The organism is Pseudorhizobium xiangyangii, from assembly GCF_020531965.1.
Taxonomy (GTDB): Bacteria; Pseudomonadota; Alphaproteobacteria; order Rhizobiales; family Rhizobiaceae; genus Neorhizobium; species Neorhizobium xiangyangii.
Window position 1 is genome coordinate 123,814 of record NZ_JAJAWH010000005.1, and the last position, 24,281, is coordinate 148,094.

Sequence of the window (24,281 nt, forward strand, 5' to 3'; positions counted from 1 at the left end):
TATGGAAAGCACGGGCATCATGCTTTGCGCGGAAGCCCCGGAGGGCTTCATCTCGTAGCTTATTGATAGCGGATTTGTTGCCCCGCACAACAACAAACATAGGCTTTCCAACAGGTCAGTCCCGCGCACCAAGTTTCGGAAACAGCTGGAGGATCGCGCCGATGAAGTAGAGGTAGAGGCCGGAGGCGACGACACCGTACACCAGCCAGTCCGGCGAATTGAAGTGAAGCAGAAGCGAATAGCCGCTAAGCGCGCACCAGAGCAGGAAAATCCCGAGATTGAGGGTGCGAAGACGCTTCACGCGCACGGGATGGAGGAAATTGATCGGCAGGAAGGTGAATACGACCGAAATCGACACGACGATCAGTGCCGTCGTCGCGCTGGCCTGGATCACGAAGAGCGTAAACACCACCATGTTCCAGACGACCGGAAAACCGGAGAAGAAGTACTCGTCGGTCTTCATCCCCGTATCCGCGTAGTAGATCGCGCTGGAGACAACGATCATGCCGGCGGCGACGAAGGACCAGGGCTCGCCGATCATGCCGCTCTGGTAGAGCGCAAAGGCCGGCAGCAGGACGTAGGTCACGTAGTCGATGATATTGTCCAGCGTATCGCCGGACCAGTTCGGAAGCACTTCCCGGACCTGCACCTTGCGGGCGATCGGCCCGTCGATGCCGTCGACGAAGAGGGCCAGTCCGAGCCACCAGAACATGTCGACGAAGCGGCTTTCAGCGGCTGCCACGACACCAAGGAATGCAAGGAAGGAACCTGACGCCGTCAGAAGATGGACGGAGAAGGCACGAATTTCCGCATACGGCACTTTCCGATAGTTGAAGACTCGTCTGATCACGCCGCCCGTCCCGTCCTTCATACGATCGACCTATGCTGCCAAACCGGCATTATTGCAACCGCCTTCACCACCGCAGCAGATCCTGTTCCACACGATTTGCCAGTTGCGCCCTCAAGTCCCATGGATAAGAGCGCGGGAAGGCTCTACATAGCGCAGATCGGTTTGCCGACGAGGATGCGGACATGCAGGACTATGAAATTGCGGTGGTAGGTGGCGGCCTTGCCGGCTCGGTGGCGGCATTTGCCTTGGCGCGAGGCGGACGCAAGGTCGCGTTGATCGCTCCGGATGCGGCACCTGTGGACGAGCGCACCACGGCGCTTATGGACCAGTCGATCCGTTTCATGGAGCGGCTGGGCCTGTGGGACAGGATTTCCCCGAGCGCCGCGCCGCTTTCCGTCATGCAGATCATCGACGGCACGGATCGGCTGCTGCGCGCACCGACCGCCCAGTTCAAGTCGGTCGATGTCGGCCTCCAAGCCTTCGGCTACAACATCCCGAACCGCGTTCTGCTCGAAACGCTGCAGAGCGCCGTTGCCGACGAAGCCAACATCACGCGCCTCACCGGCGCGGTCGAGGCCGTCGCATTCTCTGATGAACAGGTTCTGCTCACGCTTGCCGATGGCACAACGGTCTCCACGGCCTTCGTCATCGGCGCCGACGGGCGGAACTCAAAGGTGAGGGAAAGCGCCGGCGTCAACACGCGCCGCTGGTCCTATCCACAGTCCGCGGTCGTCCTCAATTTCGGCCACACCCTGCCGCACGACAATGTCTCCACCGAGTTCCACACGCCGAGCGGCCCCTTCACACAGGTGCCTCTGCCCGGCCGGCGCTCCAGCCTTGTCTGGGTCGTCAAGCCTGAAGAGGCGACGCACCTGCTTGCGCTTTCCCTGGACGAGCTTTCGCGCGAGGTGGAAACCCGGATGCAATCCATGCTCGGCAAGGCCAGCGTCGAGCCTGGGCCGCAGGCCTGGCCGCTCTCGAGCCTGATGGCGGACCGATTCGGCAAGGGCCGCATGGCCCTCGTCGGCGAGGCCGCCCACGCATTTCCGCCGATCGGCGCACAGGGGCTCAACCTCTCGCTGCGCGATGTCATTGCATTGTCGGAGCTTCTGTCGACGGTCTCCGACCGCCCCATTCCATCGGATGCCGGCGATCGCTTCAACCGCCGCCGCCGGGCGGATATCATGAGCCGCACCTTTGGTGTCGATCTTCTCAACCGATCGCTATTGTCGGACTTCCTGCCGGTGCAGATGCTGCGCGCTGGGGGGCTGCATCTCCTGTCCTCGGCACCGCCACTGCGCAACCTTGTGATGCGGGAAGGCGTAGAGCCCGGACGCGGCTTTCGCGCCTTCGTCGAAACGCTAAGGGAAGAGATCCGGCGGTAGAATGCCGGCGGTGATCAGATAGAGAAGCAGCGGCAGGGTCAGCACCGAAAGTGCGGTGGTGATCAGCACGGTCGCCGACGCTCTTTCCTGCCAGAGGCCGTATTGCTGGCTGATCACAAAGACGTTCGTGGCCGTCGGCAATCCGGCCAGCAGCACCGCCGAATAGACCCATACGGGATCGAAGTTACCGGCCAGCGACAGGGCGACATAAACCACGCTCGGAAGCACGATGAGCTTGGCTACCGCGAGATAACCGATCTCGACAGGCACCCGTTTCAGCGGACGGAGCGCAAGCGTCACGCCCATGGCAAACAGCGCGCAGGGTGCGGCCGCCTGCGCGAGGTAGTCGACAAGCCGCTGGGCCGCGACGGGTACGGTGATCCCGCTGGCGGCAACCACGAAGCCCAATGCCGTCGAGACGATGAACGGGTGAAGCGCGACCTTGCGCAAAACTTCTGCGGCGACCTGAAGCGGCGGCCGTTTGTCCCCGCCCGCGATCGCCATCATCGCCGGAGCGACAATGAAGTGCGTGGCGTTCTCCAGGCAGACGATCAGGGCGACCGGTACGGCTGCCGCCTCGCCGAACGCAAGCAGCGCAAGGCCGGGACCCATGTAACCGATATTTCCGTAGGAACCGCCAAAGGCCTGGATCGTCGAATCACCGAAAGATGCACGCCGGAGGAAATAACTGACGAGAAACAGGACCAGGAATACCGAATAGGTCGCTGCGATGTCGGCGACGATGAAATCGAGGCGGGCCAGATCCTCGATCGGCGTGCGCGAGACGAGCTTGAAGAACAGTGCCGGGAGCGCCGCATAGATGATGAAGGTATTCATCCAGCCGAGCGCTTCAGCAGGCTGTTTCGTCACCCGTGCCGCCAGATAACCGATCAGGATGAGGCCGAAAAAGGGGAGCAGCAATGCAACGATTTCCGCCATCCGTCCCCCGTCCGGCCTGATTGGCTAAGCGCATAGACCTGAAGTCGAAACCGATTTCAGGAAAGCACAATGCGCAGACTCAAAGCCTTACAGCGTCCTTGGCGCACCAACGACGCTGTAAGCAAGTGTCCGCCTTAACCGATTTGCATAAGGATTGGAAAGGTCTGCTGGAACCAGATTGCGATCGCGCTCACGAATCCGAAGATGAAAGCCAGGCCCGTCAGGATGAGAAGGACACCCATGACCTTCTCGACCACTCCAAGGTGGCGACGAAAACGTGTCAGGAAGCGCATGAACGCGCCCGAGAAGCCCGCGGCGATCCAGAACGGCACCGCAAGCCCCAGCGAGTAGATGGCAAGGAGAGCCGCACCGTCGCCCACGGTTTCACGAGAAGCGGCAACACCGAGAATGGCGCCGAGGACAGGCCCGATGCAGGGCGTCCAGCCGAAGGCGAATGCAAGACCCATGACATAGGCGCCCGAAAGCGTTGCCGGCTTGCCCCCGCCCTGGAAACGCGCCTCCCGTGAGAAGAGGCCGATCCGGAATACCCCGAGGAAATTGAGACCCATTGCGATGATGATCAAGCCGCCGATCTTCGACAGCAGGTCAAGGTGCTGGCGCAGTAGCACGCCGACGGTGGAAGCCCCTGCCCCGAGCGCCACGAACACAGTGGCGAACCCGAGCGTGAAGCAGACGGCGGCACCGATAACGGCGCGGCGCGTAGCTGTCGCAGTCGCAACGCCTGTCGCGCCATCACCCCGAAACTGGTCGACCGAGATCCCCGCCATGTAGCAGAGATAAGGCGGCACGAGCGGCAGCACGCAGGGCGAAAGGAACGACAGTGCCCCGGCCAGCAACGCACTCCACAATGAAATTTCAGCGATAGACACGGGCAACTCCGATGGCAGGCCTCATGGCCGCATGGTTCGTCTGCCTAAAGCACGCGAAGCATGCAATGCCAATCACCTTTTCGCGCGGAGTTTGTTTTGAGACAAGAAGCCGCATTTTTACTCTTTTTGCGGTTGACCCGCCGGGGGTGTCTGCATATGTTCCGCGCACTTCCGAAGGGGTGCACAATTCCTCGGAACACGCAGCTCAGCTGGTCGAGTAAATGACCTTTAAACACTTTGTTTGTGTTTGACGTGTCAGTAGCTCGGAAAGCTGTCTTGTACGGTGAGAGTGGTTAGCTCAGCTGGTAGAGCAGCGCACTTTTAATGCGCGGGTCGTGGGTTCGAGTCCCACACCACTCACCATCTCCTCAAATGTCCGCCCCAGAGATGCCGTTAGCGGATCGGACCTGAGCCAGGGTGCATCGGACCAGTTCGATACCGAACTTCAAGCAATACATGCTGGGCCAAAAGACTCTGTTCGGTTCGACACGCCGAACGCTCGACCTAGTTTGATTTGAGCTCGGAAATCTGCTGAGAGACCTTATCTCCCGCGGAAAGCCTCGAAGGTTCTTCGTCGGAATATCCGTCGGCCTTGTTCTGGTCACCGCTCCAACGGGTCAGGTACCGATTCCCGGACTTATGCCAAGTATAGCAATCGTCGGTAGATCCTCTCTTCCCCGTTTCTGTTCTGGTCCAATTGATCGTCATGCACATTTTGTTGCCGTTGACGGCCCATCGTCCCTCGCCATAGAGGCTTTTGTCCTTTCGAACGAGCACGACACTGCCGTCCGCCGAGAAGAAGGCTCTGGTACTCTTCCAGTCGGACGATTGGCCCTCGTACATTGACCGCACCTCCTGCTCGGTCAGCTTCGTGGCACCCTTCGGAAGCGTCTCTGCCCACACGGCCACTGGACCGAATGTCACTGCCGCAACGCCTATAAACAATAGCAGTTTGATCATCGCGATCCTCCTCGAAGCCGAATGAAGGATGTGCCTAATGGCGCGGCATGGGTACTCGCCCGTTAGTATACGTGCCATCGGCAATGCAGGGGTCGACACGACCATTGGTCGAAGGGCAGTCTTACAGCAGTTATTGGACAATCGCAGCGCAAACCAACCGCTGCCAAACGCGGCCTCGCGCGTGATGCGTCGCGGGTGTGCATATGCGGTTGGGATTTGTTGCCTAACCACCCAAAGGCAAGCCTTCGGATGGCCTTCCGCCCTCAGGCCGCGATAGGGAAACCAATGGCATAGGAGCGCGCAGCAGACCGGATCTCGGCGTATTGCAACTTCTCCACAATATCCAGCAGTTCTCCGACCGCGGCGGAAGCATGTTCGCTCGTCCGGCAGGTCTCCAGCAACCGCTCACAGACGCTCTCTGTCGATCCCATCAACCCTGCCCCACGCCAGAGCATTGTCGCTTCGACGAATACCGTGGCGATATCCCGCCGAAGCCCCGCCGCCTCGAACATTGCGCGCACCGCGTGCATGCGCCCCGTCGCAAGCAACGACCTGACCCGTGACGCATCCAGCCCCGACAGCGCCACCATCGCGCCTGCGAAGAAATCCACTTTTCCGGTGCAAAGCGCATGGATCAGCAGGGCGGGCGTCAGCTTGCCCGTTGACCGCATGTGCTCGACCAGAGCCGGCAGTTCGGCGGATGTCACGGCACCGGCGATCGCAACGGCAGCCGTGCCGGTTGCCTCGGCCGTCAGGCGCTCCAGCCGCGGACGGGTAAGCACCATCTTGACGAGATCGGAGCCGGCCAGCGCCGCACCGACCTCTGTCACCAGCCGTTGACGTGCCTCGGCAGGAAGGTCTTCACGTTCGAGCAGAAGGCGGCGCATATCCGCACTGTACCCGAATCGCTCCGCGATACGCGTCAGCGAGACTTGCGGCACCGCAGCGGTCTCGTTCTCGAGCAGCAGGGTAATCTCGCCAAGATCGCCCACTTCGACGAGGGCCGCACTGACCGCCCTGTGGAGATTTTCGCGCGCAGCAACCAGTCCACGCGTCATACCGTCGCCTCGTCCGACCAGGTCGACGAGATCCGAATCGGTGAGAACCGGCGATTGCGCTATTACCGTACAGGCGATTTCCGGCTGGTCCTCAGCCAATGCGACGATAATCGCACGGGGGGCCTCGACTGAGGCGGCAATGGCTTGGGCAAGAGCGAGACGGACCTGCGGCGACGGATCGTCCAGCAGATGGGACATGGCCATGAGGGCGGCACGACGTTGTTCCGCCTGGATCCCGCCGCCGAGATAGGCGCGCCCCAACGCATTTGCCGCCTTGGCCCTGTCGCCTGCACCCGCAGTTTCAGTCCAACGAAGAAACGCGTCTATGATCACTATAAACCCCGGCCCACCAGCGACGCCACGAGCGCCATTCACTGGATTTCACGCTAGCCTAGAAGTCTTTAAGATTGGTTCACCATAACCATTAACCCGACAGGAGCCCGCCGGGGGCCCCATCAGGTTGCCGTCGGCCGCGTCATTTCGAAAACGTCGGTGCCGCCGTCGCTGTAATCGCGGTATCCCATGCGGGCAATCGGGTGCAGTAAGCCCATATCGATACGGCCGTTGCGAATGACCTCCTCGCTGATATGGATACCGACCACCTGTCCGAAAACCATGTGCGAGTCGGCCTTGCCGCCCTCCAGCGTGTTGGGTTGGATGATCTCCGTGACCCGGCACTCCAGAGCAGTGTACGCCTCGGAAACATAGGGTGCGTCCACCAACTGTCCCATCAACGGTGACAGGCCGGCAATTTCAAACTCGTCCGTGCCGTAGGGTACCGCCACCGAAGACGCATTCACGCTCTCCGCAAGGTGCCGGCTGGCGAGGCTTGCCGTGAACACGCCGCTCTCTTGGGCATTTCGCAGACTGTCCTTTCGGTCGCTCGACGAGAACATCACGATTTTCGGCGAGTCCGAGACGATATTGAAGAAGGAGTAGGGAGCGAGGTTGATTGAGCCGTCCCTCCCCTTCGTACCGATCCAGCCGATCGGTCTCGGCGCGACGATTGCCTTGAACGGGTCGTGCTTGAGGCCGTGGGCGTTGGTATCGGTGGGATAAAACATCAGGCGTCACTTTCTCCCGCATAGGTGACCACGTCTGCGAGATTGGGCCGTGGCCTGTCGGGGATAGGAAACTCGCTCGAGCCGACGTGAATGAAGCCGGCGATCTTCTCGCCCGGCTTGACGCCGAGGGCCTGCAGGGTCCGGTCGTCATAGGCAATCCACTCGGTGCGCCAGTTGGCCACGTAGCCATGGGCGTTCGCGGCCATCAGCATGTTCAGGCAGACGGCCCCAGCGGAGAGCACCTGTTCCCATTCCGGAATTTTCACATGGGGTGCTGCGGTGCTGACCACAGCGACGACCAGCGGCGCGCGCAAAAAGCGCTTCAGCTCCGCCTCCCGGGCGACATCGGCAAGCTCGCCGGAACCCGTCTGCATGATCTCCAGGAACGTTTCGCCCAGTGTGCGGCGAACGTCGCCCCGGTAGATAATGAACCGCCAGGGTGCCAGCTTGCCATGATCGGGAACCCGCGATGCACACGCGAGAATCGATTCCAGCTCCTGCTGCGACGGTCCAGGCTCGCCGATCTGAGCAACGGGCGTGGAGTGCCGTTCCCGCAGATATTCGACAAGTTTTATGTCATTTTGCATACTTGAGTCGTCCTTGATGGGGAGCAGCCTTGGGAAGGTCTTGAAATTGCCTTGTGATTGGTCTTCAAGTGACGCGTCGAAATTGAAGAGTCAACCGGTTCACCATATGACAGGCATTTCCAACGCGGTCCGCTGTGCCCTTGCCGGGGTTATGGCTTTGGCGCCAGCATATGGCGTCTCCGCACAGGAAGCCTTCCAGACCTTCAAGCAGCTCAACAGCACGGCGAAAATGCCGAAGCTCAACGCCTTCTCCGCCACCAACAGCGCACCCGCCGGCATAGCCGCCAGGGATGTGGCGCTGGAAGCGAAGCTGACGGCCAACGACCAGCCGATGCAGGAAGGCCTTACCTGGCGCGTATTCAGCCCCATTTCAGATGCGGATGGCAAGCTGCCGCTTCTGGCTAGCTCCGAAGGTGGTGCCGCCTCGTTCCAACTGGTTCCGGGCGACTACTTCGTGAATGTGGCCTTCGGCCGCGCGGGGGTCACGAAGAAAGTGACCGTTCCCGCGGAAGGCGAAGTGGAGAAACAGGTACTTGTGCTTGATGCCGGTGGCGTCGTGCTCGACGCTGTCTCGGGATCGGACGCCCCCATTCCGGACAAGGAACTCAGCTTCTCGATCTATGCCTCCGAGGTCCGCGAGGATGGCGAACGCGGCCTTGTGATGGCGGACGTCAAGCCCGACACGATCGTCAGCCTAAACGCCGGCACCTATCACGTCGTTTCAGAATATGGCGATATCAACGCCGTGGTGCGGGCGGACATCCAGGTTGAAGCGGGCAAGCTCATCGAAGCGACGCTCCAGCACCGGGCCGCTCAGATCACGCTAAAGCTGGTGTCGCAGCCAGGAGGTGAAGCGATCGCCGATACCGCATGGTCGGTGCTGACGGCCGCCGGCGACATCGTCAACGAAAGCGTCAGCGCATTCTCGACCATGGTTCTTGCCGAAGGCGAATACCTGGCGGTGGCGCGCAACAAGGACCGGATCTATCAGCGGTCCTTCAACGTCAAGGCAGCCGAAAACACCGACGTGGAAGTCCTGATGAAGGAACAATCACCCGAGATGGGCCTGCTGGACAACGCTGTACTGCGGCAGTAACGAGACCGCCTAACAAAAACGCCCGCCTCCGAGAGGCGGGCGTTTTTGATTCATGCCGCGGTCTTCTTGGCCTTGGCCTTGGCCTTGGCCTTTCGCAGAAGATCCGGCGGTGTCGCCTCAACTTCAAGGGCAGCAATCGCCTCGTCGAGCGCCATGGAAGTCTGCGCCTGAGAACCGAGGCGGCGGATGTTGACCGAGCGCTGCTCGGCCTCCTGGCGACCGCAGACGATGATCACCGGCACCTTGGAAACCGAGTGCTCACGGATCTTGTAGTTGATCTTCTCGTTGCGGAAGTCGGTCTCGACATTAAGGCCGGCTTCGCGCAGAGCTTCCGCCACTTCACGGCCGTAGTCGTCCGCATCCGAGGTGATCGTCGCCACAACGACCTGCGTCGGTGCGAACCACAGCGGCATGTGACCGGCGAAATTCTCGATCAGGATGCCGAGGAAGCGTTCCATGGAGCCGCAGATCGCGCGGTGGATCATCACCGGCTGCTGCTTTTCGGAGTTCTGGTCGATGTAGAAGGCGCCGAAACGTTCCGGCAGGTTGAAATCCACCTGCGTCGTGCCGCACTGCCATTCGCGGCCGATGGCGTCCTTCAGCGTATACTCAAACTTCGGACCGTAGAAAGCGCCCTCGCCCGGCAGGATGCCGGTCTTGATCCGCCCACCCGACTGCGCCTCGATCGTCTTCAGCACGTCCATCATCACGCTTTCGGCGCGATCCCACAGGTCGTCGGATCCGACGCGCTTTTCAGGACGGGTGGAGAGTTTGACGACGACTTCCGCGAAGCCGAAATCCTCATAGACCGACAGGATCAGGTCATTGATCCGAAGGCATTCGGCGGCCATCTGCTCGTCGGTGCAGAAGATGTGCGCATCGTCCTGGGTAAAGCCGCGGACGCGCATCAGTCCGTGCAACGAGCCGGACGGTTCGTAGCGGTGGACCAGACCGAATTCGGCAAGGCGAATCGGCAGTTCCCGGTAAGACTTCAGACCGTGCTTGAAGATCTGCACGTGGCCGGGGCAGTTCATCGGCTTCAACGCAAAGATGCGGTCGTCGGCTTCCGGATCGTCCGGGTTGGTCAGCGCGTGCGCCGACTTCACCGCGAACATGTTCTCCTGATACCAGCCCCAGTGACCGGACGTCTCCCACAGCGAGGTATCGAGCACCTGCGGCGCATTGACTTCCTCGTACACACCGGCGAGCCGGCGGCGCATATAGGCCGTCAGTGTCTGGAACATGCGCCAGCCCTTGCCGTGCCAGAAGACGACGCCCGGGCCCTCTTCCTGGAAATGGTAGAGGTCCATTTCGCGCCCCAGCTTGCGGTGGTCGCGCTTTTCCGCTTCTGCCAGCACGTGGAGATACTGATCCAGCTCTTCCTGCGTCGCCCAGGCCGTACCGTAGATGCGGGTCAGCATCGGGTTGTTGCTGTCGCCGCGCCAATAGGCGCCGGCCACTTTCATCAGTTTGAACGCCGTGCCGATCTGCCCCGTGGAGGCCATGTGTGGCCCGCGGCAAAGGTCGAACCAGTCACCCTGGTAGTAGATGTTGAGGTCCTGGTTCTCCGGAATGGCATCGACCAGCTCGACCTTGTAGTCCTCGCCCTTCGACGCGAAGACTTCCTTGGCCTTGTTGCGCGGCCAGACTTCCTTGGTGAACGGCTTGTTGCGGGCGATGATCTCCTTCATTTTCGCCTCGATCTTTGGCAGATCGTCCGGTGTGAAGGGCGTGTCGCGGGCAAAGTCGTAGTAGAAACCGTTCTCGATGACCGGGCCGATGGTCACCTGCGTGCCGGGCCACAGTTCCTGCACGGCCTCTGCCATGACGTGTGCCGCATCGTGCCGGATCAGCTCCAGCGCGCGCGGATCGGTGCGAGTGACGATCTCGATCGCGCCATCGATGATGGGATCGGAGAGATCGCGCAATGTGCCGTCGATGGTGATTGCAACGGCCTTCTTCGCCAACGACTTGGAGATGGACTCGGCAACGTCGCGGCCGGTCGTGCCGGCATCGAAGCCGCGGACGGAGCCATCGGGAAATGTAAGGGAAACGGCTTGGGACATCGTATTCTCCTGGACCAGTCCCGCCAACGAATGCGGGTGGTTGTTGTCAAAACGCGGCAGCGTGCCGGCGCGGGAAGCGAAATAAAGACTTTTGGCACTTGAGTAAAGGCAGCTAGCCGCCGTCGCCGATCAGTGCGGCCAAACCCCTTACGGTATTCGCGTTGCGCATTGTTCCTACACCGAGTCGTTTGGTCGTAAGCGCAGAAGGCAGCCGCGACTTGGCGGGCTCGCCCATGAAATCAATCCAAAGGTCCCCGTCGACCAGCGCGAGCCGCTCGTGTCGCTGGAGCCGCGCGAGATCATCGAGGCAGGTTCTTGCCAGTGGCTGACGCATCACCCGTACGATGACCTGTGCACCTTGCCCGTCGGCGAACGGATTGGCCGCCACCAGCATGTTCCATTGCGACGCCGTGCGGACGATGATGTCGACAGACTTGCCGAAGCGATTCCTGAAGGCATGCTCCAGCCGCTCTTCAATCTCAGTCACCTGCTGCCCTTCAGTCTCGAAAAGCAGATTTCCCGTTGCGACCAGCGTCCTGCAGTTGCCGTATCCCAACTCCTCGGCCATGTTCCGCAGGTCTGCCATCAGCAGTCTCCTGCCGGGCTCCAGAACAATGCTGTGCAGCAAGGCGACGTAGATCATGTCAAGTTTCCTCTACGCGCCGGACCTCATCCATTGCCGCTGACCGAAAATCCGACACGTGGGGAGACGCCTTGACCTCCCAGCGCCATTCACCTCACCGCCCGGTGACGCTTCCAGTAGCGCCAGGGCGTCCACCAATGCTGGCGTTCGCTCATTTGTTCCGGCACCGGATCCAGGCCCGATGTTCCGCCCGGCCCACAGCGCCCGACGCGAAAAAGCGTCATCCATCCGCCAGCCCACAGGCCGTGGCGGGCAATCGACTCGTAGCCGTATTCGGAACATGTGGGGATATGCCGGCAGGAATTTCCGATGAAGCCGGACAAGGTCAGTTGATAGAGACGGACAAGCCCCATCCCGAAGAGCCGGCCGGGCGTCTTTCGGTAGTGCCCCTGCCAGTTGCGGGACCGACCGGCTGGTGGGGGGGAGCCGCAATCGGGAGCGCTGCACATATCAGGCCGACACAGCCTGCGCGGCCCGGGACTCGATCTGGTCGATCGAATCGACGACGGCTTCGAACGTCAGCATCGTCGAAGCGTGGCGGGCCTTGTAATCCTTCACGGGCATCAGGTAGCGCATGTCCTCGAACCGCCCGGAAGGGCCTTCGCCGCCCGCGGTCAGCATTGCCAGCATGTCCTGCCGGGCCTGGCGGAGTTCCGCAGCGGTGGCGCCCACCACATGGCTGGCCATCACCGACGACGATGCCTGGCCCAGCGCGCAGGCACGCACCTCATGGGCAAAATCCGTGACGATGCCATCGCGCATCTTGAGATAGACCCGCACCCTTGATCCACACAGTTTGGAGTGCTTCTCCGAGGTCGCGTCGGCGTCCGGTAACGTGCCGGACCGTGTGATGTTGCCCGCGAATTCGAGGATCTTGCTGTTGTAGATATCGTCCATGTATTGGCTCGGTCCGCCCTGGCGGTGTCTATTGTAAACGGTGCGTCAACCGGGGCGCTCTGTAAACCCGCCCCGACGTTACTATATGTGACCTGACGCCGGAACGATCAAGAAAAGGATGCTTCGGCGCCCTTTAGGCGGAAAAAGAGGCGGAAATATCTTGTCAAAGTGGTCGCGAGGGCTCAGATACCGACTGATTACGGACGGTTTCCTGCCCAGCAACCTCCGGAATGCATGAACAGGATGCGGTAAATGACGCCGTCATCCGGGAGACAGCCATGGATGCAATTGTGAAGAACTTCCCGGCCGCTGGCCAGACCGATAGCCGTCCGACCCAGGAGCAGGCCGAAGAAGCGGTTCGCGTTCTTCTGCGCTGGGTGGGCGAGGATCCGCAACGTGAGGGCCTCCTGGACACGCCGAAGCGCGTAGCCACCGCCTATCGGGAGCTGTTCTCCGGCTACGACCTCTCGTCGGAAGAAGTACTCGGTCGCACGTTCGAGGAAGTCTCTGGCTACGACGATCCCGTCCTCGTGCGCGATATTCCATTCTACTCCCATTGCGAGCACCATATGCTGCCAATCAACGGCAAGGCGCATGTCGCCTACCTGCCGAACGGCCGTGTTCTCGGCCTGTCGAAGATTGCACGGGTGGTGGATATCTTCGGGCGCCGGCTGCAGACGCAGGAAAACATGACGGCGCAGGTGGCGGCAGCTATTGATTCAACACTCAAGCCCCGAGGTGTTGCCGTGATGATCGAAGCCGAGCACTCCTGCATGGCGATGCGCGGCGTGCAGAAGCAGGGCTCGACCACGCTCACAACGACCTTCACTGGCGAATTCAAGACCAATGCTGCCGAGCAGGCCCGCTTCTTGAGTCTCGTCCGCAACCGGTAGAATTCTCCCAATGTCGCTGAGTTTTGCGCCACCATCCAAGGACAAGGCTGTGCAGGAAGACGCGGGGCCGTTCGCGCCCCTGTTCGATGCCAACGGTCTCCTCACCGCTGTGGTCACCGACGTTTCCGATGGTGAACTGCTGATGGTTGCGCACATGAACAGTGAGGCATTGGCGCTCACGATCGAGACAGGCATAGCCCACTACTTCAGTCGGTCGCGGCAGAAGATCTGGAAGAAGGGCGAATCCTCCGGCAATCTCCAGACCGTGCATGAAATTCGGACGGACTGCGATCAGGATGCGGTCTGGCTGAAAGTCTCCGTCGCGGGACATGACGCCACATGCCATACGGGTCGCCGCTCGTGTTTCTACCGCACGGTCGATAAAGCCGACGGCGGTGCGACACTCTCGATTACCGACGATCACCAGCACTTCGATCCTGCGGAAATCTATGGTGGAACCAACTAGCGGCCTGTCCTGTTTTCTGGCACGCTGAGGCACAGGTATACCATTTAGAAACCCGTCGCTGGTTTACTTGATCTTCGATGGAACGTTGTTCAGCCTGGAGGGCGTCGATGCTGAACTGGAGTTGGAACCGCAGTGGTACGGGTGTAGCGCCCGCCGATTCCGATGTCATTCGTCCACCCGCCCCCCCAATAGCAATCGATGTCCCGAAAAAGGCGAAACTGTCTCTGGCGCTGGGTGGCGGTGCGGCCCGCGGCTGGGCTCATATCGGCGTTCTTCGCGCCCTGGATGAAGCCGGCATCGAGGTCGGCATGATTGCCGGCACATCGATCGGCGCCCTGGTCGGCGGATGCTATCTGGCCGGCAAGCTCGATGAACTTGAGGCATTCGCCCGCTCCCTGACGATGCGCCGGATAGCCGGACTGCTTGACTTCACGATCGGGGGCGGCGGACTTTTCGGCGGCATGCGTCTCACAAAACGTATGCAGGAGCATCTGGAAGGGATTTCCATCGAAGACCTGGACCGGCCATTCGTGGCTGTGGCGACGGAACTTCACAGCGGGCATGAGGTGTGGATCGGAAGCGGATCCCTCATCACCGCACTCAAGGCCTCCTACGCCCTGCCCGGCATTTTCGAGCCGGTCACCTGCAACAACCGTACCCTCGTGGACGGTGCGCTGGTCAACCCCGTCCCGACCTCGGTCTGCCGCGCCTATGAGCAGCCGCTCGTGGTTGCCGTCAATCTCAACTACGACGTCTTCGGCCGGTCCGCGGTGGTCAAGCACAGCGCCAGCGTCCAGCCGATGGAAGAGCCCCGCCCGAAGGCGCCCGACAACCACATGCGCTTGCCGGGGGTCATGGTCCAGGCCTTCAATATCATCCAGGAGCGCATTTCACGGGCGCGCCTGGCCGGCGATCCGCCTGATCTCGCCCTGCACCCTCGCCTCAACGATATCGGCCTCTCGGAATTCCACCGCGCAGGCGAGGCAATCGACCGCGGCTACGCCGAAACGGCCAACCAGATCGCAGCCCTGCAACGGATGCAGGAGGCATTCGCTCGCTGAGGCTCTCCTCAACGAGCGAACCATACAATGCATCTGTCAGCCTGCGATGTAGGCCTTGATCTGTTCGGCCTCCAGCTCCACTTCCCGGATCCGTGACTTCACGACGTCCCCGATCGAAATGATGCCCACGAGCTGGCCGCCTTCTTCGACCGGTACGTGGCGAAACCGGCCGCTGCTCATCATTTCCATCAGCTGATTGACCGTCGTTTCTTCGCGGCAGCGTTGCACGGTGACTGTCATGACCGACGAAATCGGCTGTTCCAGGACGGCTGCACCCTTGGTAGCCAGCGCCCGGACGACATCACGCTCCGTGAAAATTCCCGTCACCCGGCCTTCGACCCCCGTGACGACCACCGCACCGATACGCTTCTCGTTCAGTACCGCAGCGACCTCAAGCACGGTCTTTTCCGGCGTAACGGTGACGACGTCGCGTCCCTTGGCGTCCAGCATGTTCTTGACGATGATCGACATGGCTTTCTCCTCGCAAACCAGTTGCTCGCGCATCGCACCTGAAAACCGGGTTGGGTTTCGGAAGTACGATGCGCAAATTCAAAAGTGCTACAACAGATGGTGCCTTCGCTTTGGAACGAATGCAACTGTCTCTCATGCCGGCGTGCTGTCACAGATCTCTGGCGGGCAAGGGATCGAAGAAGCCGAAGAGAAGAAAACCGAAGAGGAAGCCGCCGATATGCGCGTCCCAGGCGATCTCGCCGACATCACTCCCCACCAGCGGCAGGCCGACAGCAATGAGGATGTTTCCGAAAAACCAGAGACCCGTGAACACGGCGACCGTACGATTGCGCAACGACCCCAGGATCGACTGCCTTGGATAAAGGTGACCGTAGATTCTGTTGAAGCCGCCGCGAGCCGGAAAGGCGAATCGGCACGCCGCGCCCATCAGCGCCGAAACGACACCGGAAGCGCCGATCAGGATGGTCTGACCGCCCCAGTGTAACCCGGCGTGGAAGAATGCTGCAGCCGCGGCCGAGAGGACCCAGAACAGCACATACCGGGTCGCGCCGATCCGCCTGACGACAGGCGCGCCGAATGCCATCAGCCACAGGGTGTTGAAGACCAGATGCTCTACACCGCCATGCAGCAGCGAATAGGTGACCGGTGTCCAGAGCCACTCCAGACCTTGCGCTGCCAACGGGTAGACATAGCGGAGGGGCGTAAAAGCCATGTAGAAAAGGAGCTGGCTGCGCTGCTCGTCGTCCATCAGAAGCGCTTCCACCACATAGAGCGCCACCAGCAGCAGAATCGTCAGAACGAGGATACCCGGCATATTGAACACGGGTTGCCGAGGCGGACGTTCGTTCAAAACCTCGCCGCCGTCTTCTGCCCAATCCCGCTGCTGCACCATTGCCGTTCCCTTTTTTTGCCTGCAGCCATATAGAGCACCCCGCCCCAATAAAAGAAGCCCGGATTTCGTCGAAGTCGCGAGCCTTGCAATGACAACGGAGACGGGAACCGAAACGTCCGCCGATCCGCTTGATATTGCGGTAAACGCAACCTGAAATACCCAATGTTAACCAGCACAAGGTATCGATGGGTAACCTGTAGACAGGATTGCCATCTATGTACTCATTTCAGACGCCCCCGAATTCGGCACAGCAGCAGCCTCCGGCAGCCAGAGCCTTTCAGCGGGTCGGCATCAAGGTGGACGGTCGGCTCATGCTCGCCGACCGGGAAGAGTATCCGTGCATGGCCGTCCAGATGTCTCCAGGCGATGTGGAATTCACCTGCATTGGGCGCCCCCGCATCAACGAGCGCGTCATAGCCTATCTCGACCATCTCGGCCGCATCGAGGGCCGTGTCACGGAGGTCGGCACTTCCGGCTTCTCGATGCAGATCAACGCCACCGACCGCAAGCGTGAAAAACTGGCCGCGCAACTGACCTGGATCGCCAACAAGCATGAGCTGGGGCTTCCCGAAGATCGCCGGCACGACCGTCTCACACCCCGCCAGACGAACATCGAGATTACGCTCGATGACGGCAGCCGATATAGCTGCCGCCTCATGGACCTCTCGCTGTCCGGGGCAGCCGTAGATATCGACATTCGTCCGCCACTCGGCACGCCGGTTCGTCTCGGAAGCATGCGCGGCAAGGTCATTCGACACTTCATGGAAGGTGTCGCAGTGGAGTTTGGTAGCGTGCAGTCACGGGAATCTCTGCGCGAATTCCTCTAGCCTCCATAGATATGTCCAGAACGAAAAGGCGGCCATCGGCCGTCTTTTTCCGTTTTAGACCAAATCCGGGCGGCGATTTTGCATCGTTTCGGAACAGCCCTCCAAAAAAAACGTCCTGTTTCGAGAAAAAATTTGAGACTCCGCCGCGTCGATACCGGCCTGTTTCGACGCCGAGGAGGCGTCTCGGCGCGGTCCAGCGGAGCCAGAACGCCTTGCAGAGGAGGCATCGCAGCCTCCTCGCACCGTAGGATGATCGGCATTGCACTCGCTCACCGTTAATCACCTGGTTCGGCGATGCCTTGAACTTCGGGGCTCAGACGGATGCCTCGCGGCTTCCGCGTTATCGGTCACGGGACAATTTGCATCGAAACCTGGACAAATTTGATTCAAATTTTACGAAAATTTTCTGCGTATTTGATGCGAGTTTTCTGAAACTTCGTTTCAAATAATCATTTGATTTTACTACGCAATTTTGCGCGCCATCAAACCCCGCCTGTCATCTTCCCCTCACAACGGGGAAACGAGAACATGACACTTCGCAAGGGAATAAGCGCCGCTATCGCCACCGTCTTCTTCACATTGCTGGCGGCAGGGTCTTCGTCCGCTACGCCAGCAGCGATGGAAATCGTCGGCAAGGCCAACCCGCCGATCGGTCACTACGAGTTTTGCCGCGTCTACAGCAGCGAATGCACACCCCTCTCTGTCGAACCGAGCTCGTCGATGACGCTGACGGAAGACAAGTGGCGCACAATTCTCGACATCAACTACACGGTGAACACCACCATCGAGCCCCTCACCGATCAGGAAATTTACGGCGTCGAGGAGCGCTGGGCCTATCCGCGTACGGTCGGTGATTGTGAAGACTTCGTACTCCTCAAGCGCAAGATGCTGATGGCCAAGGGCTTCAACGCTTCGGACCTTCTCATCACCGTCGTTCTGCAGCCGAACGGCGAAGGCCACGCCGTCCTCACCGTCCGCACCGACCGTGGCGATTTCGTTCTCGACAACATGCGCAGCCAGGTCATGTTGTGGTCCGAGACCGAATACACATTCCTCAAGCGCCAGGCGTCCGATCACCCGGGCCGCTGGGTAAAACTGCAGGATGGCCGTGCAACCGCGGTCGGCAGCGTCGGCTACTGATCAATACCCCAATCGCCAGCGAAATGACTGCCCGTCCTGTCCCCGCAGGACGGGCAGTTATCCGTTTGGCGGCAACACTATCGGCCACATCAGCCCTTCCAGTCCCGCGCCAGCTTGATGCCTCATGCTGATGTTGTTCCGCCGCCCTCAAAGCCACCGGACGGGAGCCTGGAGCGAGATCCATGACTGTTCATACCGAGCCCTCTGCAGACGACGACGTTCCGCTGATCTCAAACCGTTTTCTCTATCGGTTGACGGCGATCATCGCCCTGCTTGCCGCCGTGACAGTGGCGATCAGCCTCGCAGGACGCTGGTACGGCGAACACATGGCTCTGGGGGGGCACACGGCAAGCCCGGAAGTCTTCAGCGTCCAGATCGGCACCGACACAATCGCTCTGGCAGCCAACACGATCCGCAACAGGGAGCAGCGACACTCGGGACCGACGGAGAGGGTCGATCTCTACCTCACCTGGCCGGGGCTTGAGGGATATCGCGACGACCTGAAGGCGCAGTTCAATTCCATCACGGGTCCGGGCCACCTGCTGTTCCTGCAACTGTCACAGGGCACAATGACACGGGATATGTCGGGGCGGCTGGGTCCCATCTACTCGCACATGTTCGAGGGTGCGCCCCTGCCCGCGCCGCATGGGCTGACCATGCACCGCCTGCGCGCGGACAGCGGCTACCGGGACGAGGTGATCTACACCGCCAAGCGCGACGGAATGCCTGACTATGTCGTGCGCTGCCTCGTTCCCGTAGAGGCACAACTGGCCACGGGCGGCGACTGCCAGCGCGACATCCGGGTCGGCCGCGATCTTTCCGTACTCTACCGGTTCTCGGCGGCTGTTTTGAAGGATTGGTACCATATTGATGCCGCTATTTCGGCTTTTGTCGAAGAACGGTTGTCGGGCGGCATACCGGGAACGGGCGGAAATTCCCTCTAAAATGCGATTCATTTCAGAAGGCTACCGTTCATCATAAACCTCTTGGTAACGCTGTTGGCCTAGGTTGACACCAACGGCTCGTGGCGGGGACGCGTCCGGAAGGTTAATTATTGATGCAAGCGATGAGTGCGACAGTGGCGAACGCAATTTTTTCAACCTTGTCTCGCAAGTGGTGCGGAAAGTCATACGAGTTGGTTCTCGGGCTCTTCATTGCGCTTGCATTTACAATCGCGCTGTCGGTTCAGCCGGCCCACGCCGCACCTAAGTATGCTGGCATCGTGGTCGACGCCAAAACCGGCAAGGTTCTCTACGGCGAGGATCCGGATGGCCTGCGCTACCCCGCCTCCCTCACGAAGATGATGACCATCTACCTGACCTTCGAAGCTCTCGAGGCCGGGCGTATCCGCCTCGACTCCAGGGTTCCTGTTTCGGCCAATGCCGCCAAGGAACCCCCGTCGAAGCTCGGCGTCGGTGCAGGCGGCAAGCTCACGGTGGAGCAGGCCATCCAGGCTCTCGTCACCCGATCGGCCAACGACGTTGCCACGGCGCTTGGTGAGTTTCTTGGCGGCTCCGAATCCCGTTTCGCGCAGATCATGACCAACAAGGCGCGCGCCCTGGGTATGACACGCACCACCTACCGGAATGCTCATGGCCTCCCGAATACCGCCCAGATGACCACGGCCCGCGATCAGGCCCGTCTTGGCATGGCTCTGCGCCAGCACTTCCCGCAGTATTACGGCTATTTCTCCACCCGCAGCTTCAAATTCGGCAAGCAGACCATCGGCAACCACAATCGCCTGCTCGGCTCGATTGACGGCGTTGACGGTATCAAGACAGGCTATATTCGCGCCTCCGGCTTCAACCTCGTTACGTCGCTGGAACGAGACGGTCGCTCGATCGTCGCCGTCGTCATCGGCGGACGCAGCGGAGCAAGCCGCGACGCCCAGATGCGCAAGCTCATCACGCAGCACCTGCCCAAGGCATCCTCGCGTGGCGGCAAGGGCGCAGCTTTGATTGCCGAATCTCCTTCGGCTCCCGTCGGCAATGCGGTTGCGGCTGCAAACCGAATGGGTGATTTCGACCTGCCGCGCAGCGGCCCGGTTCCTCAGGTACGCTATGACGAGCAGCAGGTGGCCTCGGCCTATGCCGCACCTTCCGCTGGCAAGCGCCAGGGCGATGCCATGAAGGCGCTCACGGCGGTTGCCACCCCTACGCCCGCACCCGAATACCTGCCGCGCCAGGATGTCGGCGCTGCCGAACAGGGCGACACGTCTGGCGAGGTGGATGATGTCACCACTGCGTCCACGACAAGCCAGGTTCCGGCAATGACCGTGTCCGGATGGGTTATCCAGGTTGGCGTCTCTCCAAACGAGAAGGCGGCAAGCGAACTCCTGCAGAAGGCGCAGGATAAGGGCGGCAAGGTTCTGCGTTCCGCCAAACCTTTTACCGTTGCCGTCAACGCCGATGGCGGGCAACTCTATCGTGCCCGCTTCAGCGGATTTGGCGACCAGAAAGATGCAGTCAACACCTGCAAGGCGTTGAAGAAGCAGGGCGTCAACTGCTGGGCGTCGATGCAGTGATCATCTCGGGCACGAGCTCGAACGAAAAGATACCGGCGCTGCGCTTGCCAGCGCCGGACCACGGGCAGGACAAGGCCCGCATCAACCTCGATTTTGTATTGTGTTACGAGGCCTAAGATGACGGTTTATGAGAATAGTGCCAATTCTCCCTTTGGCGCAGGACGACCGGCAAGAGCGCGCGGCGTTGCCCTTCACCCCTTGCACGAGGCAGCAATGCGTCTGGCAGGTACGGGGCTCAGCAAGTCCAAAGGTCGCACGCGCGATCTGGTTGCGCTGCTTCTCAGCCATGGCGCGCGCGCATGGCGCCATTCCCAGCCGGAAACCGATATTCATCTGCACGTCGGGGCTTATGGTGGCCGGTCCCCGATCCGACTGCGCATTCGCTGATCGTCGTCAGAGCAACCCCAGTTCCGCCAGTTCGCGCCGCAGGTCTTCCGGCATTGCGGCGACACTCTCGCCCAGTCCCGACAGGTCCAGCGGACGCTCCTCTTCCTTCAGGTAACGCCAGCCCTGGAATGGTCGCTTCGGTTGCGGCATTGTTTCTATCACCTCAGGGCCTAGCACCAGCTCGCAGCGCGAGATGCCGTCCGCTCCCGTGACGCTACGCAGGTCGAGCAGGCGCTGCCGCGCCATGACCTGCCCTTTGATGACCCAGTAGAGTGATCCGCCGTCGCGCAGCTCATCGATCCGCTTCGGCACCATACGGGTGGTGTGGATGGAATGCGGCTCGAGGCCTGCGGCAAGCGCCATCATCGACCGCTCCGTCACCCAGTCCCTCAGGTCCTGGAGCGAATCCGCGCCGACGCACAGTTTGATCATATGAAGTGCCATGACCCCTTCAAATCCTAAAGGCGCCGAAGGTCAAGCGCTGAAGACGCACCGATGCGTCGTAGCGTTCAGCATTCCACCACATTCACGGCAAGGCCGCCGGTGGACGTCTCCTTGTATTTCTCGCTCATGTCATTGCCGGTCTGCCGCATGGTCTCGATGCAGGCGTCCAGCGGGACGAAATGGGTGCCATCTCCCTTGATGGCGAGTGACGCGGCCGTAACGGCCTTGACCGCTCCCAGCGCGTTCCGTTCGATGCAGGGCACCTGTACCAAACCGGCGATCGGATCGCAGGTCATGCCGAGATGGTGCTCGAGGGCGATCTCGGCGGCATTCTCGATCTGTTCGGGCGAGCCCCCCATGACCGCGGCAAGACCCGCGGCTGCCATGGCGGCCGCAGACCCCACCTCGCCCTGACAGCCCACTTCCGCGCCCGAGATTGACGCGTTGTGCTTGATGATCCCGCCAATGGCCGCCGCCGTCAGCAGAAATGTCCGGATGTCGTCCTGGGTTGCATCCTCGTGGAAATGCAGGAAATAGCGAATGGTGGCGGGGATGACGCCGGCCGCACCGTTCGTCGGGGCCGTCACCACGCGGCCGCCAGCGGCATTCTCCTCGTTCACCGCCATCGCGTAGACGCTCAGCCAATCGTTGGCCAGCAGCGGATTGAGGCGATTGCTGCGCCACTCCTCGTTCAGCTTGTCGTGGATCGCACGCGCCCGCCGCCGCACGTTCAGCCCTCCCGGCATGATGCCGTCGACCTTCAGGCCGCGGTCGATGCAGCCGCTCATCGCTTCCCAGATCCGATCCATGCCGGCATCCAGGTCCCCGGGCGACATCTTGGTTTCCTCATTCGCCCGCTTCATCTGAGCGATCGTCAGTCCGGCGCGGCGAGACATTTCGAGCATCTCCTTCGCCGTCGCGAAGGGATAGGGCACGCGCGGACCGCCCGCCTGTTTCTTGGCAGAACGCATCGCCTCCAGCTCCGTGTCGGTGACGACGAAGCCACCGCCGATGGAGTAATAGATGCGCTTCAACAGCAGTCGGCCGTCCGCATCGAGGGCCGAGAACGTCATTCCGTTGGCATGACCGGGCAGCGGCTGCTTCTTGTCGAAGACGAGGTCGTCTTTTGGCTGGAAGGCATAGGCCGGATGGCCGGTCGGCATCACGCGGCCAGTCCGCTCCACCTCGGCGATCATTGCATCCATGGTGTCGGGATCGACCGTATGCGGCTCTTCGCCGGTCAATCCGAGGATTACCGCCCTGCCCGTTCCGTGGCCGATGCCTGTATATGCGAGCGAGCCGTGCAGGCTCACCTTTATGGCGGCCACCCGCGCGCCGGACGGCCGCGGCCAGTCATCCGACAGAATAAGCGCCAGGAAGCGGTTTGCAGCCGACATCGGCCCCATCGTATGGGAACTCGACGGGCCGACGCCGATCTTGAAGACATCGAAAACGGACAGGAACATGCTGGATCTACTCCCGGTACACCTGCTGAAGCTACGTCAGCGATCCGGCCGGGTGCGGCGGCGCCCCGACATGCGGTTTGGCTTCAGCGACATGTCGTCGCCAAAAACGGAAACAGCGCGGTAGGCATACCACGCTGTTTCCGGAAAATCGCTGTTCTATTGGGGTCGGAATAAATCAGATGGTGCCGAAGAGATAGGCGAGCGCCAAAACCCCGGCAAATCCTGCGAGCGCCTTGAAGGTAACGGCCCAGCAGGACTTCTGAATGGTATCTTCCATAATGACTCCGGTTGGATACAAATAACGCAGCGCCATGAGAGGCGGCCATGGTGAACGATATATTAAAATCACCTGGCGTTCGCAATTGCAAAAAAAGGCGGAAACAAGGCAAGTTCACAACTCAGCCATTCGTTGAACGCATGGCACGAGCCTCGTCGGCGGGCGATATAGAGCTTCCGCACCGCATAGGCCAGCCTGATTTTCGCCCAAAGGGTTAACCCCGGAGGACTTGCCGGGTCGGCAGATGTGACGCATACCCGGAAGAACTCGCCCTTTGAGGATTCGAATGACGACAGCTGATTACATTGCCTTCGGCTTATTCGCCTTTCTCTGGCTGGCGTATTCCTGGATAACGGCGGGTCGCGGCGCCCGTTACTTCCCTCGTTCCAGCCTCAACCAGGCCATGGCCGAACGCCGTCAGCACTGGATCTACAATTCGCTGCAACGCGACCTGAAGATGATCGACACGCAGATCATGGCCGGCCTGCAGAACGGCACCGCCTTCTTTGCCTCGACATCGATCTTCGCACTCGGCGGGTGTTTTGCGCTGCTCGGCGCAACCGACCAGGTGGAGGCCGTTTTCCGCGAGTTTCCATTCGTCGCCTATGGCGGCCGCACGGTCTTCGAACTGAAGGTTGCCGGCCTGACGGTAATGTTCGGCTTTGCCTTCTTCAAGTTCGGCTGGTCCTACCGGCTGTTCAATTACTGCACCATCCTCTTCGGTGCACTGCCTATGGTGGAAGAGACCGAAGCGGACCCGGAACGGGCTCGCAGGGCCGCCGATCAGGTCGTGCGGATGAACACGATCGCGGCAAAGCATTTCAATGCCGGCCTGCGGACCATTTTTTTGTCCATCGGCTATCTCGGATGGTTTGCCGGGCCCTATATATTCATGCTCACGACGGTGTTCGTCATCTCCGTCCTGACCCGCCGCCAGTTCTTTTCCGAAGCACGGCGCGCGATCATGGACGAAAATGGGCGATAGCCGCTGGCCTGAG

General features: G+C 60.8%; 26 protein-coding genes and 1 tRNA gene. 12 read left to right on the plus strand and 15 right to left on the minus strand.

What is annotated here, in order from left to right:
• Positions 1 to 115: 115 nt before the first annotated feature.
• The gene (pcsA, locus tag LH464_RS06045; protein WP_226785469.1) at positions 116 to 871 is read right to left on the minus strand and encodes a phosphatidylcholine synthase; all 756 of its coding nucleotides are present in this window, start codon (positions 869 to 871) and stop codon (positions 116 to 118) included.
• A gap of 161 nt (positions 872 to 1,032) precedes the next feature.
• Between pcsA and LH464_RS06050 the strand changes: the two genes are divergently transcribed.
• Positions 1,033 to 2,235 (plus strand): UbiH/UbiF family hydroxylase, encoded by a 1,203-nt coding sequence (locus tag LH464_RS06050; RefSeq protein ID WP_226785470.1) that lies wholly within the window; start codon positions 1,033 to 1,035, stop codon positions 2,233 to 2,235.
• Here LH464_RS06050 and LH464_RS06055 read toward each other — a convergent pair.
• Positions 2,212 to 3,174, minus strand: coding sequence for an AEC family transporter (locus tag LH464_RS06055; RefSeq protein ID WP_226785471.1), 963 nt, complete (start codon positions 3,172 to 3,174; stop codon positions 2,212 to 2,214). The genes LH464_RS06050 and LH464_RS06055 overlap by 24 nt on opposite strands.
• Before the next feature lie 134 nt (positions 3,175 to 3,308).
• Positions 3,309 to 4,064 (minus strand): cytochrome c biogenesis CcdA family protein, encoded by a 756-nt coding sequence (locus LH464_RS06060; RefSeq protein ID WP_226785472.1) that lies wholly within the window; start codon positions 4,062 to 4,064, stop codon positions 3,309 to 3,311.
• A 287-nt stretch (positions 4,065 to 4,351) separates the two neighbouring features.
• Between LH464_RS06060 and LH464_RS06065 the strand changes: the two genes are divergently transcribed.
• Positions 4,352 to 4,427 (plus strand) — tRNA-Lys (locus LH464_RS06065).
• A 141-nt stretch (positions 4,428 to 4,568) separates the two neighbouring features.
• Here LH464_RS06065 and LH464_RS06070 read toward each other — a convergent pair.
• From LH464_RS06070 to LH464_RS06085, 4 genes are all read right to left on the minus strand, one after another.
• Entirely contained in the window at positions 4,569 to 5,024 is a 456-nt protein-coding gene (locus LH464_RS06070; protein WP_226785473.1) for a DUF995 domain-containing protein, read from the minus strand.
• Between the two features lie 263 nt (positions 5,025 to 5,287).
• Positions 5,288 to 6,415: a DUF2336 domain-containing protein gene (locus tag LH464_RS06075; RefSeq protein ID WP_226785474.1), complete on the minus strand. Its 1,128-nt coding sequence runs from the start codon at positions 6,413 to 6,415 to the stop codon at positions 5,288 to 5,290.
• A 122-nt stretch (positions 6,416 to 6,537) separates the two neighbouring features.
• Positions 6,538 to 7,146 (minus strand): flavin reductase family protein, encoded by a 609-nt coding sequence (locus LH464_RS06080; RefSeq protein ID WP_226785475.1) that lies wholly within the window; start codon positions 7,144 to 7,146, stop codon positions 6,538 to 6,540.
• Positions 7,146 to 7,733: a nitroreductase family protein gene (locus LH464_RS06085; RefSeq protein WP_226785476.1), complete on the minus strand. Its 588-nt coding sequence runs from the start codon at positions 7,731 to 7,733 to the stop codon at positions 7,146 to 7,148. The genes LH464_RS06080 and LH464_RS06085 overlap by 1 nt, the downstream gene beginning before the upstream one ends.
• A 106-nt stretch (positions 7,734 to 7,839) precedes the next feature.
• On the opposite strand from LH464_RS06085, the gene LH464_RS06090 reads away from it, so the two are divergent.
• A complete protein-coding gene (locus tag LH464_RS06090; RefSeq protein WP_390624930.1) occupies positions 7,840 to 8,829 on the plus strand; it encodes a hypothetical protein in 990 nt (329 codons plus the stop codon).
• A gap of 50 nt (positions 8,830 to 8,879) precedes the next feature.
• On the opposite strand, the gene thrS is transcribed toward LH464_RS06090, so the two are convergent.
• From thrS to LH464_RS06110, 4 genes are all read right to left on the minus strand, one after another.
• The gene (gene thrS, locus LH464_RS06095) at positions 8,880 to 10,895 is read right to left on the minus strand and encodes a threonine--tRNA ligase (RefSeq protein WP_226785477.1); all 2,016 of its coding nucleotides are present in this window, start codon (positions 10,893 to 10,895) and stop codon (positions 8,880 to 8,882) included.
• Between the two features lie 112 nt (positions 10,896 to 11,007).
• Positions 11,008 to 11,538 (minus strand): DUF1697 domain-containing protein, encoded by a 531-nt coding sequence (locus LH464_RS06100; protein ID WP_226785478.1) that lies wholly within the window; start codon positions 11,536 to 11,538, stop codon positions 11,008 to 11,010.
• An 89-nt stretch (positions 11,539 to 11,627) separates the two neighbouring features.
• On the minus strand, positions 11,628 to 11,987 hold the full coding sequence (gene yidD / locus LH464_RS06105) for a membrane protein insertion efficiency factor YidD (RefSeq protein ID WP_226785479.1): 360 nt from the start codon (positions 11,985 to 11,987) through the stop codon (positions 11,628 to 11,630).
• Between the two features lies 1 nt (position 11,988).
• A complete protein-coding gene (locus tag LH464_RS06110; RefSeq protein WP_226785480.1) occupies positions 11,989 to 12,435 on the minus strand; it encodes an iron-sulfur cluster assembly scaffold protein in 447 nt (148 codons plus the stop codon).
• Positions 12,436 to 12,713: 278 nt separating this feature from the next.
• Between LH464_RS06110 and folE the strand changes: the two genes are divergently transcribed.
• The 3 genes from folE (at position 12,714) to LH464_RS06125 (ending at position 14,855) form a co-directional block, all read left to right on the plus strand.
• The gene (folE, locus tag LH464_RS06115; RefSeq protein ID WP_226785481.1) at positions 12,714 to 13,328 is read left to right on the plus strand and encodes a GTP cyclohydrolase I FolE; all 615 of its coding nucleotides are present in this window, start codon (positions 12,714 to 12,716) and stop codon (positions 13,326 to 13,328) included.
• A 10-nt stretch (positions 13,329 to 13,338) separates the two neighbouring features.
• The gene (gene hisI, locus LH464_RS06120; RefSeq protein ID WP_226785482.1) at positions 13,339 to 13,794 is read left to right on the plus strand and encodes a phosphoribosyl-AMP cyclohydrolase; all 456 of its coding nucleotides are present in this window, start codon (positions 13,339 to 13,341) and stop codon (positions 13,792 to 13,794) included.
• A 107-nt stretch (positions 13,795 to 13,901) separates the two neighbouring features.
• The gene (locus tag LH464_RS06125) at positions 13,902 to 14,855 is read left to right on the plus strand and encodes a patatin-like phospholipase family protein (protein WP_226785483.1); all 954 of its coding nucleotides are present in this window, start codon (positions 13,902 to 13,904) and stop codon (positions 14,853 to 14,855) included.
• 36 nt (positions 14,856 to 14,891) lie between these two features.
• Here LH464_RS06125 and LH464_RS06130 read toward each other — a convergent pair whose 3' ends face one another.
• Both LH464_RS06130 and LH464_RS06135 read right to left on the minus strand, forming a co-directional pair.
• Positions 14,892 to 15,326, minus strand: a complete 435-nt coding sequence (locus LH464_RS06130; protein ID WP_226785484.1) for a CBS domain-containing protein — start codon at positions 15,324 to 15,326, stop codon at positions 14,892 to 14,894.
• A 148-nt stretch (positions 15,327 to 15,474) separates the two neighbouring features.
• Positions 15,475 to 16,218: a rhomboid family intramembrane serine protease gene (locus LH464_RS06135; protein WP_226785485.1), complete on the minus strand. Its 744-nt coding sequence runs from the start codon at positions 16,216 to 16,218 to the stop codon at positions 15,475 to 15,477.
• A 215-nt stretch (positions 16,219 to 16,433) separates the two neighbouring features.
• Between LH464_RS06135 and LH464_RS06140 the strand changes: the two genes are divergently transcribed.
• From LH464_RS06140 to LH464_RS06160, 5 genes are all read left to right on the plus strand, one after another.
• Positions 16,434 to 17,045, plus strand: coding sequence for a PilZ domain-containing protein (locus LH464_RS06140; RefSeq protein ID WP_226785486.1), 612 nt, complete (start codon positions 16,434 to 16,436; stop codon positions 17,043 to 17,045).
• Between the two features lie 528 nt (positions 17,046 to 17,573).
• On the plus strand, positions 17,574 to 18,185 hold the full coding sequence (locus LH464_RS06145) for a transglutaminase-like cysteine peptidase (protein WP_226785487.1): 612 nt from the start codon (positions 17,574 to 17,576) through the stop codon (positions 18,183 to 18,185).
• Between the two features lie 182 nt (positions 18,186 to 18,367).
• Positions 18,368 to 19,129, plus strand: a complete 762-nt coding sequence (locus LH464_RS06150) for a hypothetical protein (RefSeq protein WP_226785488.1) — start codon at positions 18,368 to 18,370, stop codon at positions 19,127 to 19,129.
• A 113-nt stretch (positions 19,130 to 19,242) separates the two neighbouring features.
• Positions 19,243 to 20,709 (plus strand): SPOR domain-containing protein, encoded by a 1,467-nt coding sequence (locus tag LH464_RS06155; RefSeq protein WP_226785489.1) that lies wholly within the window; start codon positions 19,243 to 19,245, stop codon positions 20,707 to 20,709.
• 117 nt (positions 20,710 to 20,826) lie between these two features.
• The gene (locus tag LH464_RS06160; RefSeq protein WP_226785490.1) at positions 20,827 to 21,096 is read left to right on the plus strand and encodes a hypothetical protein; all 270 of its coding nucleotides are present in this window, start codon (positions 20,827 to 20,829) and stop codon (positions 21,094 to 21,096) included.
• A 6-nt stretch (positions 21,097 to 21,102) separates the two neighbouring features.
• On the opposite strand, the gene LH464_RS06165 is transcribed toward LH464_RS06160, so the two are convergent.
• Both LH464_RS06165 and LH464_RS06170 read right to left on the minus strand, forming a co-directional pair.
• Positions 21,103 to 21,540 carry a DUF1489 family protein gene (locus LH464_RS06165; protein WP_226785491.1) on the minus strand — a complete coding sequence of 146 codons (438 nt, stop codon included), beginning with the start codon at positions 21,538 to 21,540 and terminating at the stop codon, positions 21,103 to 21,105.
• A 65-nt stretch (positions 21,541 to 21,605) separates the two neighbouring features.
• The gene (locus LH464_RS06170; RefSeq protein WP_226785492.1) at positions 21,606 to 23,006 is read right to left on the minus strand and encodes an L-serine ammonia-lyase; all 1,401 of its coding nucleotides are present in this window, start codon (positions 23,004 to 23,006) and stop codon (positions 21,606 to 21,608) included.
• Positions 23,007 to 23,569: 563 nt separating this feature from the next.
• On the opposite strand from LH464_RS06170, the gene LH464_RS06175 reads away from it, so the two are divergent.
• Positions 23,570 to 24,268 carry a DUF599 domain-containing protein gene (locus LH464_RS06175; RefSeq protein WP_226785493.1) on the plus strand — a complete coding sequence of 233 codons (699 nt, stop codon included), beginning with the start codon at positions 23,570 to 23,572 and terminating at the stop codon, positions 24,266 to 24,268.
• Positions 24,269 to 24,281: the final 13 nt, after the last annotated feature.

Excerpts from the sequence above, each read along its gene's own strand:
- pcsA (WP_226785469.1), bottom strand. The coding sequence starts at position 871 with ATGAAGGACGGGACGGGCGGCGTGATCAGACGAGTCTTCAACTATCGG.
- LH464_RS06050 (WP_226785470.1), top strand. The coding sequence starts at position 1,033 with ATGCAGGACTATGAAATTGCGGTGGTAGGTGGCGGCCTTGCCGGCTCG.
- LH464_RS06055 (WP_226785471.1), bottom strand. The coding sequence starts at position 3,174 with ATGGCGGAAATCGTTGCATTGCTGCTCCCCTTTTTCGGCCTCATCCTG.
- LH464_RS06070 (WP_226785473.1), bottom strand. The coding sequence starts at position 5,024 with ATGATCAAACTGCTATTGTTTATAGGCGTTGCGGCAGTGACATTCGGT.
- LH464_RS06080 (WP_226785475.1), bottom strand. The coding sequence starts at position 7,146 with ATGTTTTATCCCACCGATACCAACGCCCACGGCCTCAAGCACGACCCG.
- LH464_RS06085 (WP_226785476.1), bottom strand. The coding sequence starts at position 7,733 with ATGCAAAATGACATAAAACTTGTCGAATATCTGCGGGAACGGCACTCC.
- LH464_RS06090 (WP_390624930.1), top strand. The coding sequence starts at position 7,840 with ATGACAGGCATTTCCAACGCGGTCCGCTGTGCCCTTGCCGGGGTTATG.
- thrS (WP_226785477.1), bottom strand. The coding sequence starts at position 10,895 with ATGTCCCAAGCCGTTTCCCTTACATTTCCCGATGGCTCCGTCCGCGGC.
- LH464_RS06100 (WP_226785478.1), bottom strand. The coding sequence starts at position 11,538 with ATGATCTACGTCGCCTTGCTGCACAGCATTGTTCTGGAGCCCGGCAGG.
- yidD (WP_226785479.1), bottom strand. The coding sequence starts at position 11,987 with ATGTGCAGCGCTCCCGATTGCGGCTCCCCCCCACCAGCCGGTCGGTCC.
- LH464_RS06110 (WP_226785480.1), bottom strand. The coding sequence starts at position 12,435 with ATGGACGATATCTACAACAGCAAGATCCTCGAATTCGCGGGCAACATC.
- folE (WP_226785481.1), top strand. The coding sequence starts at position 12,714 with ATGGATGCAATTGTGAAGAACTTCCCGGCCGCTGGCCAGACCGATAGC.
- hisI (WP_226785482.1), top strand. The coding sequence starts at position 13,339 with ATGTCGCTGAGTTTTGCGCCACCATCCAAGGACAAGGCTGTGCAGGAA.
- LH464_RS06125 (WP_226785483.1), top strand. The coding sequence starts at position 13,902 with ATGCTGAACTGGAGTTGGAACCGCAGTGGTACGGGTGTAGCGCCCGCC.
- LH464_RS06130 (WP_226785484.1), bottom strand. The coding sequence starts at position 15,326 with ATGTCGATCATCGTCAAGAACATGCTGGACGCCAAGGGACGCGACGTC.
- LH464_RS06135 (WP_226785485.1), bottom strand. The coding sequence starts at position 16,218 with ATGGTGCAGCAGCGGGATTGGGCAGAAGACGGCGGCGAGGTTTTGAAC.
- LH464_RS06140 (WP_226785486.1), top strand. The coding sequence starts at position 16,434 with ATGTACTCATTTCAGACGCCCCCGAATTCGGCACAGCAGCAGCCTCCG.
- LH464_RS06145 (WP_226785487.1), top strand. The coding sequence starts at position 17,574 with ATGACACTTCGCAAGGGAATAAGCGCCGCTATCGCCACCGTCTTCTTC.
- LH464_RS06150 (WP_226785488.1), top strand. The coding sequence starts at position 18,368 with ATGACTGTTCATACCGAGCCCTCTGCAGACGACGACGTTCCGCTGATC.
- LH464_RS06155 (WP_226785489.1), top strand. The coding sequence starts at position 19,243 with ATGCAAGCGATGAGTGCGACAGTGGCGAACGCAATTTTTTCAACCTTG.
- LH464_RS06160 (WP_226785490.1), top strand. The coding sequence starts at position 20,827 with ATGACGGTTTATGAGAATAGTGCCAATTCTCCCTTTGGCGCAGGACGA.
- LH464_RS06165 (WP_226785491.1), bottom strand. The coding sequence starts at position 21,540 with ATGGCACTTCATATGATCAAACTGTGCGTCGGCGCGGATTCGCTCCAG.
- LH464_RS06170 (WP_226785492.1), bottom strand. The coding sequence starts at position 23,006 with ATGTTCCTGTCCGTTTTCGATGTCTTCAAGATCGGCGTCGGCCCGTCG.
- LH464_RS06175 (WP_226785493.1), top strand. The coding sequence starts at position 23,570 with ATGACGACAGCTGATTACATTGCCTTCGGCTTATTCGCCTTTCTCTGG.